Here is a 16,647-nt window from a genome sequence, read left to right on the forward strand (position 1 = left end):
GTGAAGACTGGTTGAAGCTATATCCAAACTCTAAGTATTGGACTCAGGGTAAAGTGCCTAGGAATCGAACTGAGACTCTTATGGTTTAGGGAAGATTTAGGGAAGTGGATTCACCTGGACTAGCAAACCCCTTACCTGAAAAGGTTTTAGGCTGCTGGAATAGCCGCCTCCTAAGCGGCAGGTCGTGGGTTCGAATCCCGCCAGCCCCGTTGACGAAAACTAGCGTTTCTAAGGCGTTTGCGCTTCCCCGTTAGCCCCTGCCGGTTGAGCAGATCGCCCATGATTAGCGATGCGTGTCTCAATCAAGTGCCAGCAGCATCGATCTCTTGTCGATTCCTTGAAGGTGCATAGCGCTAAGGCGCAGCCATGCGCCCAGAAAAAAGATGGCAACTGGCACCTTATTTTCTGGGGCATCCCTTAGTGCAAAAAGTGGCGCACGCCGGTCATCGCCATGATTAGGCCCAGCTCATTGGCCGCTTTGATCGAGTCGGCATCGCGGCGGCTGCCGCCGGGCTGTACCAGAGCACGAATACCCGCGGCGGCAGCAGTGCGCACCGAGTCATCAAAGGGGAAAAAGCCGTCGCTGGCGAGGACAGCGCCCTGGGCCTTTTCGCCCGCCTGAGCTAGGGCAATGCTGACCGAGCCGACCCGATTCATCTGCCCCGCGCCGATGCCCAGGGTTTGCTGCTGGTGAGTGACGACGATCGCATTCGATTTCACATGCTTGACCACTCGCCAGGCAAACAGCATTTCGGCTAGGTCGGCCTCGGTGGGCTGAGCCTCGGTCACAATTTGCCAGGTGGCGGGGTCGTCGCGGTAGGTATCGGGGGCTTGCAGCAAGAAGCCGCCTGCGATCGCATTCACCACCTGCTGCGGCCCAGTCAGCAGATCCTCCAGCACCAGCACCCGCAGGTTTTGCTTTTTAGCGAGGATTTCGCGGGCGGCATCGTCGCACCCTGGAGCAACAATGCACTCTAAAAACGTGCCGGTGAGCTGCTGGGCGGTGTCGGCGTCGATGGGGCGATTCAGCACCACAATGCCGCCAAAGGCCGAGACATCGTCGGCGTCGTAGGCGCGGCGGTAGGCGCTGGCCAGCGTATCACCCATCCCCACACCGCAGGGGTTGGTGTGCTTGAGCACGGCGGCGGCGGGGCGATCGCTGGGGAACTCGGCAATAATCCGCCGCGCCGCTTCGAGATCCACCAAATTGTTGTAGCTGAGCTCTTTGCCCTGGAGCTGCTCGGCCCCGGCCCAGCCAGTGGGAATGGAACCCGTGCGATACCAGGCCGCCGTCTGGTGAGGGTTCTCGCCGTAGCGCAGGGTGGCCTGCTGGCGACCGGTCATGGCCCACTGCTGGGGTAGCGCGTCGGGTTCGCTAGTGGAAGCGGTGAGGTAGGTGGCGATCGCCTGGTCGTAGCTGGCCGTATGCCAAAACGCCGCGCGGGCGCATTCTTGGCGAAATTCTAAGGGCACTTGGCCATCGCTAGCCCGCAGCGCTTCTAAGTAAGGCTCGTACTGCTCGGCGCTACACAGCACCGTCAGGTGGGCGTGGTTCTTCGCTGCCGCCCGCAGCATGGCTGGCCCACCGATGTCGATATTCTCGATCGCATCGGCCATGGTCACATCTGCTTTGGCGATGGTTTGCTCAAAGGGGTAGAGGTTGACCACCACCAAATCGAGCGGGCGAATGCCGTTGTCGGCCAAATCCTTCTGGTCTTCTGCCAAATCTTGCCGCGCCAAAATGCCGCCGTGGATCTTGGGGTGCAGCGTTTTGACCCGCCCGCCGAGAATTTCAGGCGAGCCGGTGTAGTCAGAAACTTTGGTGACGGGGAGGCCTGCCGCTGCGATCGCCTTCGCCGTACCGCCACTGCTGATCAGATCAAAGCCAAACTCTTCCACTAAAGTTTTGGCCAGTTCTACCAACCCCGTTTTATCGGATACGCTCAACAGTGCCAGGCGCGCCATAGCTCTCTAGTCCTTGATTTTGCAGACCCCTACTATACCGAAAAGCCCGCTGCATCTAGCCACCATCGGTCAAGCCTGCCGATCTCGCGTCTTGGCCCCATCGACCTGCTCATCTACGCCGCCACCTGTGGCACCATGACAATGCTCCCCTCACCGGAGAATGACATCCATTGCTCAGCTCAAACTTCGGTGAGTCACTCTTATGGGCGGCGATCGTGACTAGACGACCCGAACTCAAGACCCAGCGCCTCATTCTGCGCCTGGGCACTGCCGACGACATTCCAGCGATTTTGCACTACTACCAGGTCAACCGCGCCTATCTAGCCCCCTTCGAGCCGCAGCGCCCCGACAGCTTCTACACCCGCGACTTTTGGAAGAACGTTTTGGCGGCTCGGGCCACTGACTTTCACACTGGCTATGCAGTCAAGCTGCTGATATTCTTGCAGGCTGAGCCCAACCCGTTGATTGGCACCATCAACCTCAACACCATTGTGCGGGGAGCGCTGCACGGGGCCACCCTGGGCTATGGGCTCTCGGCGCAGCACCAGGGCAATGGCTACATGACCGAAGCAGGCCAGCGGCTGATTGACTACGCCTTTGCCAATCTCAACCTGCACCGGCTAATGGCCAACTACATGCCCCACAACCACCGCAGCGCCAACGTGCTCAAGCGTCTGGGCTTTCAGATCGAAGGCATTGCCCGCGACTATCTCTATATCAACGGCCAGTGGCAAGACCATGTGATGACTAGCTTGGTTAACCCCAACTGGCAAATGCCGGAGCCGTAAGCCAAAGGATGCATAAAAAAACGCCCCAGCGATATCTGGAGCGTCAAGCATTAGGAGGAAGCTTATGGTTACGCGGCCTGGCGCTTGGGGCGTTTGCGCTCAGACTTTTTCTTGTAGCCGATCGCCTGGGCTTCGTTGCTGTCGGAGCCAAACTGACCACGCACGCATTCTTTCATGGCCAGCACGGCGTTGTGAAACTCCCACTCGGCGAGACGGGCGGCGTCGGTGGCGGCTTTGGCCATGGCGAGCTTTTCGGTTTCGGTCTGCTGCATGGCGCGCATTTTGGCGTGGGCCAGCTGCAATGCGTCGGGGGTGGCCTCAGCGCGCACGGTGCTGTAGGTGAGAATGGTGCCCAGACCGTACAAGGCGTCGAGATCTTTGTCGAGAATGGCGGGCCGCAGGCGGCGGGAGGTGTCGGTACTGGGCATGATGCACTCCTGATGATGGGTTAGATGCACGGCAGGCTGATGACCTCACCGTAAGGCTAAGATGCCCGCTACGGAATGCGATCGCACCAAAATGTGGTTACCCAATGAAATTTGTTAAATAAGTTCAATGAAAAATGTATGAATGTCTAGCAGGTAGGCTGTCACGACAGGTATTCTTGGAAGTCTTCTAGAGGCTCATCAAAATCATCTGCAAGGGGCAAAACGAAGATACCTTGCAAAATGCCTGAGCGGCACTTCTTTAATTTTTGCGCTTGTGGAGGTTCGTTTGCCGAGTAGTTAGCCATCAGGTACTTGGCATAGTGCAAAAGCTCTTGCTTAAGGCGAGCGGGCATTTGGTCTAAGGTTTGAGTAATCTCTGCATCGATTGTCATGGCTTACTCTCGTGTTGCTCATCTACATATTGTTCAGTACATTACACAGTGTGTCTATGCACTGCCTTACGCAGCTAGGAGCGGAACCCCTAAGGCTTGGAGGTCAACGGTTTCTACATTTTGAGAGTAATTGTCTAGGGTGATGGCAACGAGTTTGCCTTCGTTATCATAGTCGAGAATGAGATCGTCTGTGATGGCATCGGTAGTGGCGACGGGTCTTGTAGTTAGCTCAATGGCGAGGGTATCTGTTTCTGAGAAATATTGGATTTTCATTGGGGTTCTTGACCTCGCTGCTGGCGTTTGTAGAAGTTGCGATCAAAAAAAGCATTGTGGACAGTTTCACCATCTTCTAGAGTAATGACTCTAAGAACACGATTTTCAGCTTCTGGAATATTGCCCCAATAAGATACACGGTTGTTAGGCTGTCTTTCTACCTTGACAGGGCTTGCCAGCACATCACTTATCCATTCCCGATAAACCTCTGAATGTTTCTGCGAAGAAAAGTTATCAAAGTAGGCCGTAGTCTTGAGTGTCATTACTTTGCAGGCAAGCTTTCGTTGCGCTAGTTTTTTTAGAGACTCTACTTATTGTCTGTCGACACTTAACAATCACACTTTATTGCTACGATTAATGCAACATTTAGAACCAATTGATTAGCTAAATATGTATATAAGGATTGAATTTCAAGATAAGCGAAGCTTATTAATTCAACAAAGAGTTTCACCACTACCGTTCATTTGCTATGTTTTCCTGACCCTTTTCACTTTGTTCTTCGCCTCCTCCTTTCCTGGAGAATGCAATAACGCTTGTACTTCCTCCCGCTAACAAGCTAATTGCAGCGGTGATAATAGTATTGGGCAAGTTTTTATCATCCACCCGAGCTGCATAGACAAGAGCCCCAGCGAAGATACCGCAAAATGCCGCAATTCCTAGCCGTATAATATTTTTATTTTGCTGCTCAGCATTAAACTTATTTTCTTCCCTTTTGAGCTTAACTTCATGCTCATTTTTCAGGCGAATCTTTTCAAGCTCAAACTGCTGCTCTTCACTCTGTTTTTGCTGTCTCTGGTTTTCTCCTATCAACTGCAAGATAACTTCTGGGTTACTCTTAACTAAAGCATCAACTTCTCGACTAGTTAATTGATACTTTTGATGAGTTGTGGTGAGTGGAAACACCTCCACTGCTGAAACATTTATAGATTCTTCCCCGGCCTTAATTGATTCAAATTTGAATTCATCCCCCTTACCTTCGGGGTTAGTATCGTTTTTCATGTCATACTCCTGGCTCAGAAATATCAATAATTTGACTGATCATTTCAGTTAACGATCTACTGATGATGTAAGCTCCATGCTGAGCGTTATAGTTTTTATCCTTATGGATGATTAAAACAGAATCCGCCTCCTCTTCTTGTGGTCTATCCTTGATAAATTTCCATTGAGGGTTAGTCTTTTGCAAAAGTTCTAGCCGTTCATAATAAAGTTTTTGATCTTCTTTACTGGCCCTTTTGGGGAGAGCAAGTCGATATATAGGCTTCTCTATTTCCTCGGGTTGTGAGTCCTTTAAATTGTCTGACGCAGCTTGAAACTCTTTCACGCCGCGCAGCAGCGGGTGAACATCGCGCCAGCAGACAATTTCGCCCTCGCTATTGAGGTAGCGATACTCCAAAATGCAGCGGTTAAACAGCAAGTCTCGATGGGCTTCGTCGTTTAGAATTTCTTTGGTCTGCCACACCTTGGCCAGCAGCCCCCACTGGTTGTCATACACCGCATTGCGGTAGGTGTTACGAGCTTGGGTAATCGCCAACCGCACTGCCTTTTTGCCAATAGGTAGCGCCGTAGTCTGCTTAATCGCTTCCTGGGCCATCAGCATCAGGTTGCGTATGTGTCCGCCGCTCATGAGGCAGAGGTGGTCGAGGGTTTCGACCTCATCAAAGATGTCGCCTACCAGTTGAACGTGAGCATTTACCCCTGGGGCATGGAACACCCGCTGGCGTACCAGCTCGCGCATGGTGTTTAGCCCGTCTTCACACACTTGGCCCGCCTGGTCGTGAACCATCGCCATTGGCAGCACCTGAATTTCGGCATCGTAAATGTCGCGCAGATCGGGGGCACGGTCCGAATACACCAGCGAAATGGGCACCGTGTAGATGATGTGGCAATTCAGCATCTTGAGCTGTTCACTGCGGCCCACAAAAATCTGCTCATGGTTGCTAGGTTCGTTTTCTCGCAGAATGGGCGAAATGCGATCGAGGCTATCGACAATTAGCACCAGCTTGTGGGTGGTGTGCTGGGGCGTTTGGGCCATTGCCTCCGTAATAAACGTATTCAGCGCCTCAAGCAACGATGGGATATGCGTCTCCAAAATCTTGCGAATCTGGGTGCGAGCTGTAGGGCTTGCCTTCAGCGTCATTGTTAGTTTGCTAAAGGATATTTCGGCATCAAAGTTGCCGAAGGAAAGTGCACCTTCTACAACTTCCTTCAGTCCATATCTGCAAGATTTTAACCATTGCTGAATAGAGTCCTGATTTCCGTGTAGGTCTTTCAACAGATTGCGGGTGCAGGCCAGCAGAATGTCGGTATATTGCGCGTCTTCGGGGTCGATGTCGGCCTCTTCGGCGGCAAAGTAGACGACGCGGTAGCCGTCTTTCTCTAGGGCATCCTTGAGCCGCAGCAGCTCGGTCGATTTGCCTGCGCCCCGGTGCCCCGTGTAGAGCTGATGAGTGATGCGATCGCTGTAGGTAATCTGCCGCCCCACATCCACCAAAATATTTTCGTCGCCCCGCACAGCGCTGCAATTGACATACACCGGGTCGCCCGGTTGCAGCGGCTCGAAGGGGTCGAAGGCGTTGTAGATGCTGCGCAGAATCTCGAAGTCGCTGGGCATGGCCGTGGCCAAAACAGGGCTAGCCCCTATGGTAATGCCATTGCAGCGGGCGATTTCGCTAAATCCATAACGGCAATGCTAGATCCATTCGCTGCATCGTCATGTCGTAGCGTTGTTTTAGCCTGTCATCGCCCTGCATTGCCATGTCACCGGGTAGATCAGCTATGTCACCCTGCTGCATTGCTGTGTCATCGGGGTGACATAGCTGATCAAGCCGCTGCGATCGCCCTACCGCCACGGCACATCCAATTCCAAGCCAAACTCTTCAACCGCCAGGCCAGGCCATGGTCAGCTCAGTCAATCTCCAATAGCAGATGCCCCAGCATTAACCCCGTCGCCCCTTGGGTCAACACTGCCTTCACAGCTTGCTGGAGTAGGCGGTCATCGGCTCTTTGATAAAGCGAATATACAGATGCTTGAAGGTCGACTTCATTACCCTGGGCATGCCAAAGTCGATGGGCACCAGCTGGGCGGGTAGCTGCCAGTCGGTCAGCCGCAGTTCGTCAGGCAATGACAACGGAAAGACAATATCTTCCCAATCGGGGCACACCCCTAGCCGCATCGACTGGGCCACAGTGGGCACCGTGAGAGGGTCTGCCCCCAAGACGGCCACCATGGCGCGATCGATCGCAAACACGTTAGCAGACGCACCCAGCACGCCCAAGATCCTGGGCTCGCCGCCGCTGGGGCCGTTGCCCTCATGACCGACAATGCCATCTACGATCGTCAGCTCTGGGTCAATCAGGCGAGCCGTTTCCACCAGCATGGTGCCAAAGCGCTGCACGTCCTTCCCGGCCTCCATGTGCCACCAGGCTTTCATTTTGCCGGGCACGCAGCCAAACAGGTTCTTCACCCCCAGGGTGAGGGTGAGCTGCACGTGAGACTTTACCTTGGGCAGGTTGATCACCACATCGGCCTCCATCGCTTCTTTAGAGATCCGCAGGTGGTCAAACTCGGGGTTGTCGGTGGGGTAGCGGTGGCCGTGGAGTTCGACGATGGGCAGGTCGAGTTCTTGGGCCAGGGGCAGCAGGCCGTTGGCCTTGGCGACTCCGTGGGCGCTGCCAAAGGCGGGGCTATCGCCCAAAAAGGGTTTTCCTCCGACGGCTTTGACCTGCTGGGCCACGGCGTAGACCAGTTCGGGCCGGGTGGTGCATTCTTTGGTGGGGCGGGCACCAGTCAGCAGGTTGGGCTTGAGCAAGACGCGATCGCCCGGTTTGACAAACGCGGCCATGCCGCCCAGCGGTTCTAGCACCTGGGTGAGCGATCGCGCCAGTTCGGCCCTATGGTAAGAGTTGGCACGAATGAGGCTGACAGGAATCGCCATGACACGCTCCAAAGACATATAGATCTGTCTGGAGAATAACGCGGAACCCCAACAGCGACAATTTTAGACCGTAGAGCTTTCAGCCTCTAACCTTCGCAGCCAGGCAACCTTCAGCCCGCTCTCCCATCAAAGCCTTGCCATTCGCACAATTCGCAGAGGACTCTTTATGCTCAGCCTGTGGGCCAAAACCAGCGGCACCTGGATCAACGTGGCCACAGTCGTACTGGGTACCTCCCTGGGTCTGGCCCTGCGCAGCCGCCTGCCCAAGTCGATGCAGCAGATTATCACCCAGGCGGTGGGGCTGATGACCCTGGTGATTGGCGTCTCGATGGCCAGCGGCCTGTCGGCCATCGACGCTGGCCCCATCGACGGCATCATTCTCGCTCTGCTGGTGATGGTGGCTGGGGGGCTACTGGGCGAATGGTGGCAGATCGAAAAGCGGCTCTCGGTGCTGGGCGACTGGCTGAAGGCGCGGGTGCGAGGCGGCGGGCGCTTTACCGAGGGGTTTGTGGCGGCCAGTCTGCTGTTTTGCATTGGCCCCATGGCGATCGTAGGCAGCCTCAACAACGGCTTGACCGGCGACAACGCCCTGCTGACGCTAAAGGCAACCATGGACGGGCTGGCGGCGATCGCCCTCACCGGCACCTATGGCGTGGGCGTGGGCTTTTCGGCTCTGAGTCTGTTTGTGGTGCAGGGTAGCCTGTCGCTGCTGGCCAGTATATCCGGGGCGATCATTCCTGACCCGGTCACCAGCCCCCAGGTGTTGCTGATTACCGGTACGGGGGGGCTGATGATTTTGGGCATTGGCCTAAATTTGCTCGAGATTGCTCAGGTGCGGGTGGCGTCGTTTTTGCCTGCGCTACTGCTGTGCCCGCTGGCGATCGCGATCGCCCAGCGCCTCTGACCGCGACTCAGACTCCCCGGCCAACAGCGCCGCCTTCAGCGCCATCCCCCAGCGGTAGCCGCCCAGCTCGCCCGAGGCCCGCACCACCCGATGACAGGGAATCAGATAGGCCACCGGGTTTTTGCCTACGGCGTTGCCCACGGCCCGAGATGCAGAGGGCTGACCGATCGCCGCCGCCAAGGCTTGATAGGTGATGCGATCGCCAAAGGGAATCTGCACCAGCGTCCGCCAAACCTTCAGCTGAAACGGCGTTCCCTTAACCGCCAAGACAATGGGATCGGCGGCGGGGGTGAAGATGCGATCGTATATCTTCTGGGTGCCCGCCTGATCTTGCACTAGGTCAGCCGCTGGCCATTCGGGCCTAAGCCACTGAGCCACCGCATCCGTCTGAACAGAGCCCAACAGATGCAGGTTGCAGAGGCCGCGATCGGTCACAGCCACCAGGCAACCGCCCCAGGGAGCAGCATAGATGCCGTAGCGAATTTGTAGATTGGCACCGCCTGCCCTGGTTTTATCGGGGGGTAGGGTGTCGAGGGCGATCGCCAGGTTTCTCAAAGCATCTGGGCGAGATGCCGCCACCTTAGTTGTTGCATCCACCATGAACTGGCCACCATGAATTAGATTTACTGGTTCTAGGCCGCTGCTAACAGGTTTACTAAATCAGCCTTCTTGAGTTTCGACAAGCCCTCAATGTCACGTTTCTTGGCCATGGCTTTGAGTTGGGCGGTTGTGAGAGATTCTAGCAGGGCGCGATCGCTAATCACCTCAGGCATCGGTTCTGGAGTGAGGTAGAAAATCTGCTCCAGGGCTTTCAGTTTTTTGCCAGCGGTGATACGACAACCCAGCTTGGTGACGGGTTGCAGAGTTTTCCAGTACTGGCGGGGAGCTTCGTCCAGGCGGGCAACCAGGGAAGCGTGACTGACACCTTTGAGAGGGGTATTGGGCTGGGCCAACAGATAGTCGATCGCCGCCGAAATTTCTTCTCTGCTGGCGGTGGAGAGGTTGGTTTTGGGCTGGGTTTCCTGGGTCAGAGCTTGGGTAATTCCAATAGTTTCGGGCGCGTCATCAGCGATGATGCACCACACTTCGTCGAGTCCTGCCTCGGCAGCAACAGCGTAGATAAAGCTGTTGCCAATCACTCGGTACTGATCAGGACCAATTTCTTGCACAATCAGCGGTACCCAGTTGCGCCCCACTGAACCCAATTGACTGGCAGCGGACTGAATCAGATATTCGTGGGCTTCTGTGGGCAGCCCCGGCTCGATTTCATCAAAGGGCAAACACATCAGGTTGCCAACATCAGAAAGGCTCATGGTAGAAAGTACTCCCATACAAGTTTGAAATATTGCTCCCGAGCAGTTTTGAATGCAAAGGCGGCAGGCATATGCATGAAATCTGCTCGGGATATATAAGCCATGTGAGGAATGCTAATCATCTTGCTAGCATGAAGATCTCGATACGTTTTTGCCTTAGGATAAAAATAAGGCAGAAGGTTAAAGCCCTCAGAACTCCTCTTGGCATGCTCAGCAATTTCCTTAATGGCTTTATGCATTAAAACGATTTGGTGATCAGTTTCTTTGAGCGCATTATTCATAAAAATAGGCAGCGCAATCGGGCCAAAATCGCCAGTCTGCTGCCTATGCCTTTGAATTTCAGGAATAAATTGAGTGATTGCTGAACCTGCGTTTTGCAAAGAGTGCAGGTTGTCATGACGGGCTGGAATCAGGACAACGTCAGATGCATAAACTGCCTTCTGTGCAAAGATTCTCCAATTCGGAGGAGCATCAATAAATATGTAGTCATAATCTTCTCGGACTGATTCTAATGCCTTGTGAAGATCGTGAATTTTGAGATATTTCCTGATATCTCTTTCATCTATCTCGCTAACCATTTTCTCGTCAGCCAGGATAACATCAAATCTCCAAGGTTCTTTCAGCCTTGGATGCTCGAATTGATAGGGAGTGATGATATCTCGAATGTCGGCTTCTTGGTTCTTCAGCGCGTCAAGAACCTTGCCCTTGAGTGGTTTGAGGTTTAAGGCATCTCCTAAATCACTTTGATTGGGATCAAAATCAATCACTAGCACTCGCTGCTTGCGCAGGGTTAAAGCCGCAGCTAAGTTTAGTGCCGTAGTCGTTTTGCCAACACCTCCCTTGTTGTTGTAGACAACTACAGTCAAAGCTTTTTTGGGTGACTCAATGTGCTGCCTAAACTTTTTAACGATACCTTTAATGTCCTGATCCATGGCAATGCAGGGCGTTACTGGGTGAATGACCTTTCCATGCTTGCGAAACAGTTGAGCATGAAGAGAATTCATCAAAATCCCCCACCTTACAGTTTTTGAAGATGGATGAAGAAGATATCTTTTAAGCTGTATCAGAGCTTTTCGATAACTGGCGCAGTTTTCATCTCCTAAATTCCAAGTCCTTCCCTTAACCTCCATGTAAAGGTAGGGATTTTGACGTGTATGGAGGAAAATGTCTTCATCGATATTCTTGCGCGTAGCGTGATCAACCGCTAAGTTGCCCACCCTAAAGCCAGGAACCATCTCCAAGTCGCTAAATCCCAACGAGTTGAGAAAAATCCTCGAAAAGCCGCCTTCAACTACAACTTCAGCAGCATCTGGAGGAAGATTCTGCAAAGCTTCCTCTAATTTTCGTAGAGCTTCCTCTGATTTCATAGCGATAGGCACTCGTGTTTCTTCTTGTTACAGAAGAATGTTCACGACGTCAGGAAATTACCACAGGCATTTATGCGGACTTCATCAACGTGGCCTCTTCCTAATCTGTAATTTGCCTGATTTCAGTAACGCTCTACCTCAGGAAATGCCGCTGACGCAACGCTGCGGGCGGCTTCGCCGCAGGTGCGGGGAGTGGGCAATAGCTTCGTTGGGTTCGCCAGGCGATCGCGGTCAAAGGCATCACGCACCCAGCCCATGGTTGCTAGATCTGTCTCAGAAAACATGTCGGGCATGTAGCAGCGCTTGTCGGCCCCAATGCCGTGCTCGCCCGAGATGCTGCCCCCCACCCGCACGCACAGCTTGAGAATGTCACCGCCCAGTTCCTCTACCTGTTCTAGCTCACCAGGGATGGCATTGTTGTAAAGAATCAGCGGGTGCAGGTTGCCGTCCCCCGCGTGGAAAACGTTCGCTACCCGGTAGCCATGCTGGTTGCCCAGCGCCTCAATCTCTTTGAGCACGTAGGGCAACTGCGTCCGGGGAATGACTCCGTCTTGCACGTAGTAGTCGGGGCTGAGCTTGCCCATGGCGGCAAAAGCGGCCTTGCGGCCCTTCCACAGGCGCAGACGCTCCTCTGGGTCGGTGGCCACGGTGATCGTGCGGGCACCGCACTGGCGGCAGAGATCGGCAATGCGATCGCCCGTTGCCGCCACCTCTGCCGGTAGCCCGTCGATCTCGATCAGCAAAATCGCCGCCGCGTCGCGGGGGTAGCAGTTCGTGGCGACCACATCCTCCACCGCGTTGAGGCTAAAGTTGTCCATCATCTCCATGCCAGCGGGGATGATGCCCGCCTGGGTAATGGCCGACACCGCCTCTCCCGCCGCTTCTACCGAGGTAAAGTCGGCCAGCAGCACCTGGATCGACTGGGGCGCTTTGAGAATCCGCAGGGTAATCTCGGTGGCGATGCCCAGGGTGCCCTCGGAGCCGACGAACAGGCCGCAGAGGTCATAGCCCGGCATCTCTGGCACCTCGCCGCCGATATCGACAATGTCGCCGCTGGGCAGCACCACCTTGAGGCCCAGCACGTGGTTGGTGGTAACGCCGTACTTGAGGCAGTGGACACCGCCAGAATTTTCCGCCACGTTGCCGCCCACAGAGCACACCGACTGGCTAGAGGGGTCGGGGGCGTAATAAAACCCGGCCCCACTCACCGCCTGGGTGACCCAGTTGTTGATCACCCCTGGCTGCACCACCACCTGCTGGTTCTCTAAATCCACCCCAAGAATCTGGTTCATGGTGGCGGTGACGATCAGCACCGAGTCGGCGATGGGCAGCGCCCCGCCCGAGAGGCCCGTGCCCGCCCCCCGGGCCACAAAGGGCACATGGAATTGGTTGCAAACTTTTACCGCCGCTGCCACCTGCTCGGTGGTTTTGGGCAGCACCACTACAGCGGGTCGCTGGCGATAGCTGGTCAGCCCGTCGCACTCATAGACCAGCAGCTCTTCTTTGCGGCGAATGACGCGATCGCTCCCCAAGGCTGCAATAAACGCATCAATTATCGTTGCCCAATGGGGGACAACGCCCTGCTGTGGGGGGCGGGCTGCTACGGTCATCGCTCTACACCGCTAAGACTGTCTCCGATCCTAACGCGAAATGCCGCTCACCTCAGCCATTCGCTGGCTGTGGCGCAGCTTGTCCGTATCATCACATCAGGGTGCAAAGGCCTGCACTCTGATGTGATGATGCTCCAACCTTCAAGGACAAAGAGCACCTGGCTAACCAGTTCAACAATTTAATGCGGATGGCGAGACTCGAACTCGCACAGCGTAAGCCACACGCCCCTCAAGCGTGCGTGTCTACCGATTCCACCACATCCGCAGGTGTTTCCTGAACTGTACTCAAGTAGGCAATATCGAGGAATGCGATCGCCCAAGCACAAGCTCAGATATATAAGAGTAAACCATAATGGGCCCCTTAGCAGAGCTAAGCCCAGCAATTTTATCGCCCCACCCCCGTGATAGGATCAGCAACCGTCGTATGATGCTGGTTATGGTCGGTTGCGGCAGTGGGCTAGGGTTGCTTGGCTGAGCTGCAAACCCCAATGGTCTGTTGCTATTTGCCCTACGTACATGCGCTTTTCTAAGATTTTGATTGCCAACCGGGGAGAAATTGCGCTGCGCATCCTCCGCACCTGTGAAGAAATGGGCATAGCCACCGTTGCGGTTCACTCCACCGTCGATCGCCACGCCCTGCATGTGCAGCTAGCCGACGAAGCGGTGTGCATTGGCGAAGCCCCCAGCCAAAAGAGCTATCTCAACATTCCCAATATCATTGCCGCTGCGCTCACCCGCAACGCCAGCGCCATTCACCCCGGCTACGGCTTTTTGGCCGAAAACGCCCGCTTTGCCGAAATCTGCGCCGACCACCAGATCACCTTTGTCGGCCCCTCTCCCGACTCCATTCGCAGAATGGGCGACAAATCGACCGCCAAAGCCACCATGCAAGAGGTCGGGGTGCCCACGGTGCCCGGCAGCGGCGGCCTGCTCACTGACGAAGCCGAAGCCTACGCCACCGCCAGCGAAATCGGCTATCCGGTGATGATCAAGGCCACCGCTGGCGGCGGGGGGCGCGGTATGCGCCTGGTCAACAACGAGTCTGAGCTGATCAAAGCCTTTATGGCCGCCCAGGGCGAGGCCCAGGCCGCCTTCGGCAACTCCGGCGTGTACATGGAAAAATTTATCGATCGCCCCCGCCACATCGAGTTTCAGATCTTGGCCGACAGCTACGGCAACGTGGTGCATCTGGGCGAGCGCGACTGCTCGATTCAGCGGCGACACCAAAAGCTGCTCGAAGAAGCCCCTAGCCCCCGCCTCACCGCCGAGCAGCGAGAGAAAATGGGAGCAGCAGCGGTGCTGGCCGCTAAATCGATCAACTACGTGGGGGCGGGCACCGTTGAGTTTCTGGTCGATAGCCAGGGCAACTTCTACTTCATGGAGATGAATACCCGCATTCAGGTCGAGCACCCGGTCACCGAAATGATCACCGGCATTGACCTGATTGCCGCCCAGCTCACCATTGCCCAGGGCGAAAAGCTGCCCTTCACCCAGTCAGATATTCAAATTCGTGGCCATGCGATCGAGTGCCGCATCAACGCCGAAGACCCCGACCACAACTTTCGCCCCAACCCCGGTCGCATCAGCGGCTACCTGGCCCCCGGCGGCATGGGCGTGCGGATGGATTCCCACGTCTACACCGACTACGAAATTCCGCCCTACTACGATTCCCTGGTGGGCAAGCTGATTGTCTGGGGGCCAGACCGCCCCACCGCCATCCGCCGCATGCGCCGCGCCCTGCGGGAGTGCGCCATTACCGGGTTGCCCACAACCATTGGCTTTCATCAAAAGGTGCTAGAAAACGCGAACTTTCTCAGTGGCGATGTCTACACCAACTTTGTCGCCGAAATGATGGCCGTGAAGTGAGTAACCTGAGTTCGGGCTAACCTCTCCCCCTCCGAAGGAGGGGTGCCCAAAGGGCGGGGTGGGTTAAACCTACGGTCAAAATAAACGTCTCTAGATATGGCAAGTTGCTGTGCTGGCAAAGACTCAACCACCCCTACCCCTCCCAAGGAGGAATGGGCCTGCTTCGCCTTACATAGCTTGTTCATTGGTGGCTATAGGCTTAGCAGCCGCATCATCGCCGCATCATAGTCTGTGTAGGCCTTGACACCGGTAAGAGTCTCGACCAACTCGCCCTGCTTAAAGAACATAACTGCCGGTATGCCCTTGAGGCCAAATCGCTTGGTAATGCCTCGATTGGCGTCAAAGTCTATTTTCACAACAGCCACCGCGTTGGTAGAGCTATTCTCTCCAGTATTGCTGTAGGCCTCGGCCAGGCGGTCTATCAGCGGTGCCACTCGTTTACACGATCCACACCAGGAGGCCATGCAGTCTACTACCAGGTGCGGTTCACGGGCCAGGAGGGCATTGAGCCCTGCTTCGTCGTCAATCAAGGGCGCTGAACTGCTGTTGTCTTGACCCAGCTGGGCCAACTCCCGAGCGACTTCGGCGAATGGCAGGCTGGCATTGACGGTAATGAGGTGCGATCGCCCCTTAGCGTCACCCTCCGTCTCTCGCTGCCGATAATACTCCAGCAGCGGCGCTACCTCTGCTTCGTGCCGCGCCAACCACTCACGAATGCTGGCGATCGGTGCTGACGAATTTTGCTGGGTCGAGAGTCGATTGATCAAAAGCCCAGTCATCGCCTTGAGATAGACCACCGTCGCCACCGGCTGCCCTACCGCTGCCCACCATTGATCAAAAGCCTGAGCCTGGGCCAGCGTGCGTGGAAAACCGGCTAAGACCCACCCCTTCAGCATGGCATCTGGCTGTTCTAACCGCTTTCGCAGCAGCTTGATCACCAAGTCATCGGGCACCAATTCCCTCGCTTCGAAGTAAGGGCGAGCCTCAACCCCAATGACAGACCCTTGGTCTATAGCTGCATCCAACAGATCGCCCAGGGCAACATAGGGAACTTGCCAGCGCTCAGCTAACCCCGCCGCTTGGGCTTTTACCTCAACCCCCGGCGGCCCCAACAGGATAAGTTGCTTCGTTTCCATTGCACTGCGGTGCCCCATACTGGCTAGATCTGATCAAAATCCTATCCGATCTCTCCCAGCTCCTCAGAACAAAGGGCATTAACTGTTACCAATTAGATTTTGGAGCGGCGGATGCCCAGAAACCGGGCTCAACAGTCAAGATTAGAAGACAGGCTTAAAAGGCCGAAAGTTTTATACGAAATCCGATTTGGTAAACCCCGATTCACAATCAGGGACCCCTTAGGGGCGTAGCATGTTACGCCCCTACAAAGCGGGTGTATTCAAGTCAGATGCGGTATTAAACCTATTCTCCCGACGCCTGGCCATCGCGGCGGCCCAGCTCATAGACACCACAGCCGATCGCTGCGATCACTCCAAGGCTGACAGCCCAGCTATCGCCCAGAGATAGAGCCAGAGCCCAGTAGGTTAAAGCCCCCACCGCCAAAAACGGTACCATACCCAGCAGCGAGGCCCGCAGAGACCCTTCTCCCCAGCGGCTTTCAAGGGTTGCAAGCACTCGCTCGGCCAGGGGAGAAAACCCCCAGTAGAGGGCGATCGCCCACAGGGCCATACCGGCAACAGCAGCCGCATCAACCGCGATCGATAGCTGTGACAAGACGGGTTGCGACAAGGCAGTCACCAAAATCGGGTAAATGAAAAAGCCCAAAGCTGAGTGCTCTGGGCCACTGTT

General features: G+C 55.4%; 17 protein-coding genes and 2 tRNA genes. 4 read left to right on the plus strand and 15 right to left on the minus strand.

What is annotated here, in order from left to right:
• Window positions 1-99 precede the first annotated feature (99 nt).
• Window positions 100-209, plus strand: a tRNA-Ser gene (locus AC0QKW_RS03295).
• 208 nt (window positions 210-417) lie between these two features.
• On the opposite strand, the gene purH is transcribed toward AC0QKW_RS03295, so the two are convergent.
• Window positions 418-1,965, minus strand: coding sequence for a bifunctional phosphoribosylaminoimidazolecarboxamide formyltransferase/IMP cyclohydrolase (purH, locus tag AC0QKW_RS03300; RefSeq protein ID WP_473149627.1), 1,548 nt, complete (start codon window positions 1,963-1,965; stop codon window positions 418-420).
• Window positions 1,966-2,180: 215 nt separating this feature from the next.
• Between purH and AC0QKW_RS03305 the strand changes: the two genes are divergently transcribed.
• Complete coding sequence (locus tag AC0QKW_RS03305; RefSeq protein WP_473149628.1) at window positions 2,181-2,753, plus strand: GNAT family N-acetyltransferase; 573 nt, start codon at window positions 2,181-2,183, stop codon at window positions 2,751-2,753.
• A gap of 68 nt (window positions 2,754-2,821) precedes the next feature.
• On the opposite strand, the gene AC0QKW_RS03310 is transcribed toward AC0QKW_RS03305, so the two are convergent.
• The 7 genes from AC0QKW_RS03310 to AC0QKW_RS03340 form a co-directional block, all read right to left on the minus strand.
• A complete protein-coding gene (locus AC0QKW_RS03310) occupies window positions 2,822-3,181 on the minus strand; it encodes a hypothetical protein (RefSeq protein ID WP_473149629.1) in 360 nt (119 codons plus the stop codon).
• A gap of 161 nt (window positions 3,182-3,342) precedes the next feature.
• Entirely contained in the window at window positions 3,343-3,573 is a 231-nt protein-coding gene (gene vapB / locus AC0QKW_RS03315; protein ID WP_473149630.1) for a type II toxin-antitoxin system VapB family antitoxin, read from the minus strand.
• A gap of 66 nt (window positions 3,574-3,639) precedes the next feature.
• On the minus strand, window positions 3,640-3,846 hold the full coding sequence (locus AC0QKW_RS03320) for a DUF2283 domain-containing protein (protein ID WP_473149631.1): 207 nt from the start codon (window positions 3,844-3,846) through the stop codon (window positions 3,640-3,642).
• Window positions 3,843-4,109: a hypothetical protein gene (locus tag AC0QKW_RS03325; RefSeq protein WP_473149632.1), complete on the minus strand. Its 267-nt coding sequence runs from the start codon at window positions 4,107-4,109 to the stop codon at window positions 3,843-3,845. Before AC0QKW_RS03325 ends, AC0QKW_RS03320 begins: the two co-directional genes overlap by 4 nt.
• A 190-nt stretch (window positions 4,110-4,299) precedes the next feature.
• Window positions 4,300-4,845, minus strand: coding sequence for a hypothetical protein (locus AC0QKW_RS03330; protein ID WP_473149633.1), 546 nt, complete (start codon window positions 4,843-4,845; stop codon window positions 4,300-4,302).
• Between the two features lies 1 nt (window position 4,846).
• A complete protein-coding gene (locus AC0QKW_RS03335; protein ID WP_473149634.1) occupies window positions 4,847-6,457 on the minus strand; it encodes an ATP-binding protein in 1,611 nt (536 codons plus the stop codon).
• Window positions 6,458-6,815: 358 nt separating this feature from the next.
• Window positions 6,816-7,781: an Npun_F2552 family protein gene (locus AC0QKW_RS03340; protein WP_473149635.1), complete on the minus strand. Its 966-nt coding sequence runs from the start codon at window positions 7,779-7,781 to the stop codon at window positions 6,816-6,818.
• 166 nt (window positions 7,782-7,947) lie between these two features.
• On the opposite strand from AC0QKW_RS03340, the gene AC0QKW_RS03345 reads away from it, so the two are divergent.
• Window positions 7,948-8,685, plus strand: coding sequence for a DUF554 domain-containing protein (locus AC0QKW_RS03345; RefSeq protein ID WP_473149636.1), 738 nt, complete (start codon window positions 7,948-7,950; stop codon window positions 8,683-8,685).
• Here the strand turns inward: AC0QKW_RS03345 and AC0QKW_RS03350 are convergent.
• From AC0QKW_RS03350 to AC0QKW_RS03370, 5 genes are all read right to left on the minus strand, one after another.
• Entirely contained in the window at window positions 8,641-9,285 is a 645-nt protein-coding gene (locus AC0QKW_RS03350; RefSeq protein ID WP_473149637.1) for a methylated-DNA--[protein]-cysteine S-methyltransferase, read from the minus strand. The two genes, AC0QKW_RS03345 and AC0QKW_RS03350, sit on opposite strands and share 45 nt — an antisense overlap.
• Before the next feature lie 32 nt (window positions 9,286-9,317).
• On the minus strand, window positions 9,318-9,998 hold the full coding sequence (locus tag AC0QKW_RS03355) for a Rho termination factor N-terminal domain-containing protein (RefSeq protein ID WP_473149638.1): 681 nt from the start codon (window positions 9,996-9,998) through the stop codon (window positions 9,318-9,320).
• Entirely contained in the window at window positions 9,995-11,365 is a 1,371-nt protein-coding gene (locus AC0QKW_RS03360) for a ParA family protein (RefSeq protein ID WP_473149639.1), read from the minus strand. The genes AC0QKW_RS03355 and AC0QKW_RS03360 overlap by 4 nt, the downstream gene beginning before the upstream one ends.
• 122 nt (window positions 11,366-11,487) lie before the next feature.
• Window positions 11,488-12,975 (minus strand): FAD-linked oxidase C-terminal domain-containing protein, encoded by a 1,488-nt coding sequence (locus tag AC0QKW_RS03365; protein ID WP_473149640.1) that lies wholly within the window; start codon window positions 12,973-12,975, stop codon window positions 11,488-11,490.
• Window positions 12,976-13,158: 183 nt separating this feature from the next.
• Window positions 13,159-13,240, minus strand: a tRNA-Leu gene (locus AC0QKW_RS03370).
• Between the two features lie 251 nt (window positions 13,241-13,491).
• Here AC0QKW_RS03370 and accC point away from each other — a divergent pair.
• Window positions 13,492-14,841 carry an acetyl-CoA carboxylase biotin carboxylase subunit gene (accC, locus tag AC0QKW_RS03375; protein WP_473149641.1) on the plus strand — a complete coding sequence of 450 codons (1,350 nt, stop codon included), beginning with the start codon at window positions 13,492-13,494 and terminating at the stop codon, window positions 14,839-14,841.
• Between the two features lie 191 nt (window positions 14,842-15,032).
• Here accC and AC0QKW_RS03380 read toward each other — a convergent pair whose 3' ends face one another.
• Window positions 15,033-15,977 (minus strand): nucleoside monophosphate kinase, encoded by a 945-nt coding sequence (locus AC0QKW_RS03380; RefSeq protein ID WP_473149642.1) that lies wholly within the window; start codon window positions 15,975-15,977, stop codon window positions 15,033-15,035.
• Window positions 15,978-16,260: 283 nt separating this feature from the next.
• Window positions 16,261-16,527, minus strand: a complete 267-nt coding sequence (locus AC0QKW_RS03385) for a hypothetical protein (RefSeq protein ID WP_473149785.1) — start codon at window positions 16,525-16,527, stop codon at window positions 16,261-16,263.
• Window positions 16,528-16,647 lie beyond the last annotated feature (120 nt).

The sequence above is a fragment of the Pseudanabaena sp. PCC 9330 genome (genome assembly GCF_055795045.1).

Excerpts from the sequence above, each read along its gene's own strand:
- purH (WP_473149627.1), bottom strand. The coding sequence starts at position 1,965 with ATGGCGCGCCTGGCACTGTTGAGCGTATCCGATAAAACGGGGTTGGTA.
- AC0QKW_RS03310 (WP_473149629.1), bottom strand. The coding sequence starts at position 3,181 with ATGCCCAGTACCGACACCTCCCGCCGCCTGCGGCCCGCCATTCTCGAC.
- AC0QKW_RS03320 (WP_473149631.1), bottom strand. The coding sequence starts at position 3,846 with ATGAAAATCCAATATTTCTCAGAAACAGATACCCTCGCCATTGAGCTA.
- AC0QKW_RS03380 (WP_473149642.1), bottom strand. The coding sequence starts at position 15,977 with ATGGAAACGAAGCAACTTATCCTGTTGGGGCCGCCGGGGGTTGAGGTA.
- AC0QKW_RS03365 (WP_473149640.1), bottom strand. The coding sequence starts at position 12,975 with ATGACCGTAGCAGCCCGCCCCCCACAGCAGGGCGTTGTCCCCCATTGG.
- AC0QKW_RS03330 (WP_473149633.1), bottom strand. The coding sequence starts at position 4,845 with ATGAAAAACGATACTAACCCCGAAGGTAAGGGGGATGAATTCAAATTT.
- AC0QKW_RS03345 (WP_473149636.1), top strand. The coding sequence starts at position 7,948 with ATGCTCAGCCTGTGGGCCAAAACCAGCGGCACCTGGATCAACGTGGCC.
- accC (WP_473149641.1), top strand. The coding sequence starts at position 13,492 with ATGCGCTTTTCTAAGATTTTGATTGCCAACCGGGGAGAAATTGCGCTG.
- AC0QKW_RS03360 (WP_473149639.1), bottom strand. The coding sequence starts at position 11,365 with ATGAAATCAGAGGAAGCTCTACGAAAATTAGAGGAAGCTTTGCAGAAT.
- vapB (WP_473149630.1), bottom strand. The coding sequence starts at position 3,573 with ATGACAATCGATGCAGAGATTACTCAAACCTTAGACCAAATGCCCGCT.
- AC0QKW_RS03325 (WP_473149632.1), bottom strand. The coding sequence starts at position 4,109 with ATGACACTCAAGACTACGGCCTACTTTGATAACTTTTCTTCGCAGAAA.
- AC0QKW_RS03385 (WP_473149785.1), bottom strand. The coding sequence starts at position 16,527 with ATGGCCCTGTGGGCGATCGCCCTCTACTGGGGGTTTTCTCCCCTGGCC.
- AC0QKW_RS03340 (WP_473149635.1), bottom strand. The coding sequence starts at position 7,781 with ATGGCGATTCCTGTCAGCCTCATTCGTGCCAACTCTTACCATAGGGCC.
- AC0QKW_RS03350 (WP_473149637.1), bottom strand. The coding sequence starts at position 9,285 with ATGGTGGATGCAACAACTAAGGTGGCGGCATCTCGCCCAGATGCTTTG.
- AC0QKW_RS03355 (WP_473149638.1), bottom strand. The coding sequence starts at position 9,998 with ATGAGCCTTTCTGATGTTGGCAACCTGATGTGTTTGCCCTTTGATGAA.
- AC0QKW_RS03335 (WP_473149634.1), bottom strand. The coding sequence starts at position 6,457 with ATGCCCAGCGACTTCGAGATTCTGCGCAGCATCTACAACGCCTTCGAC.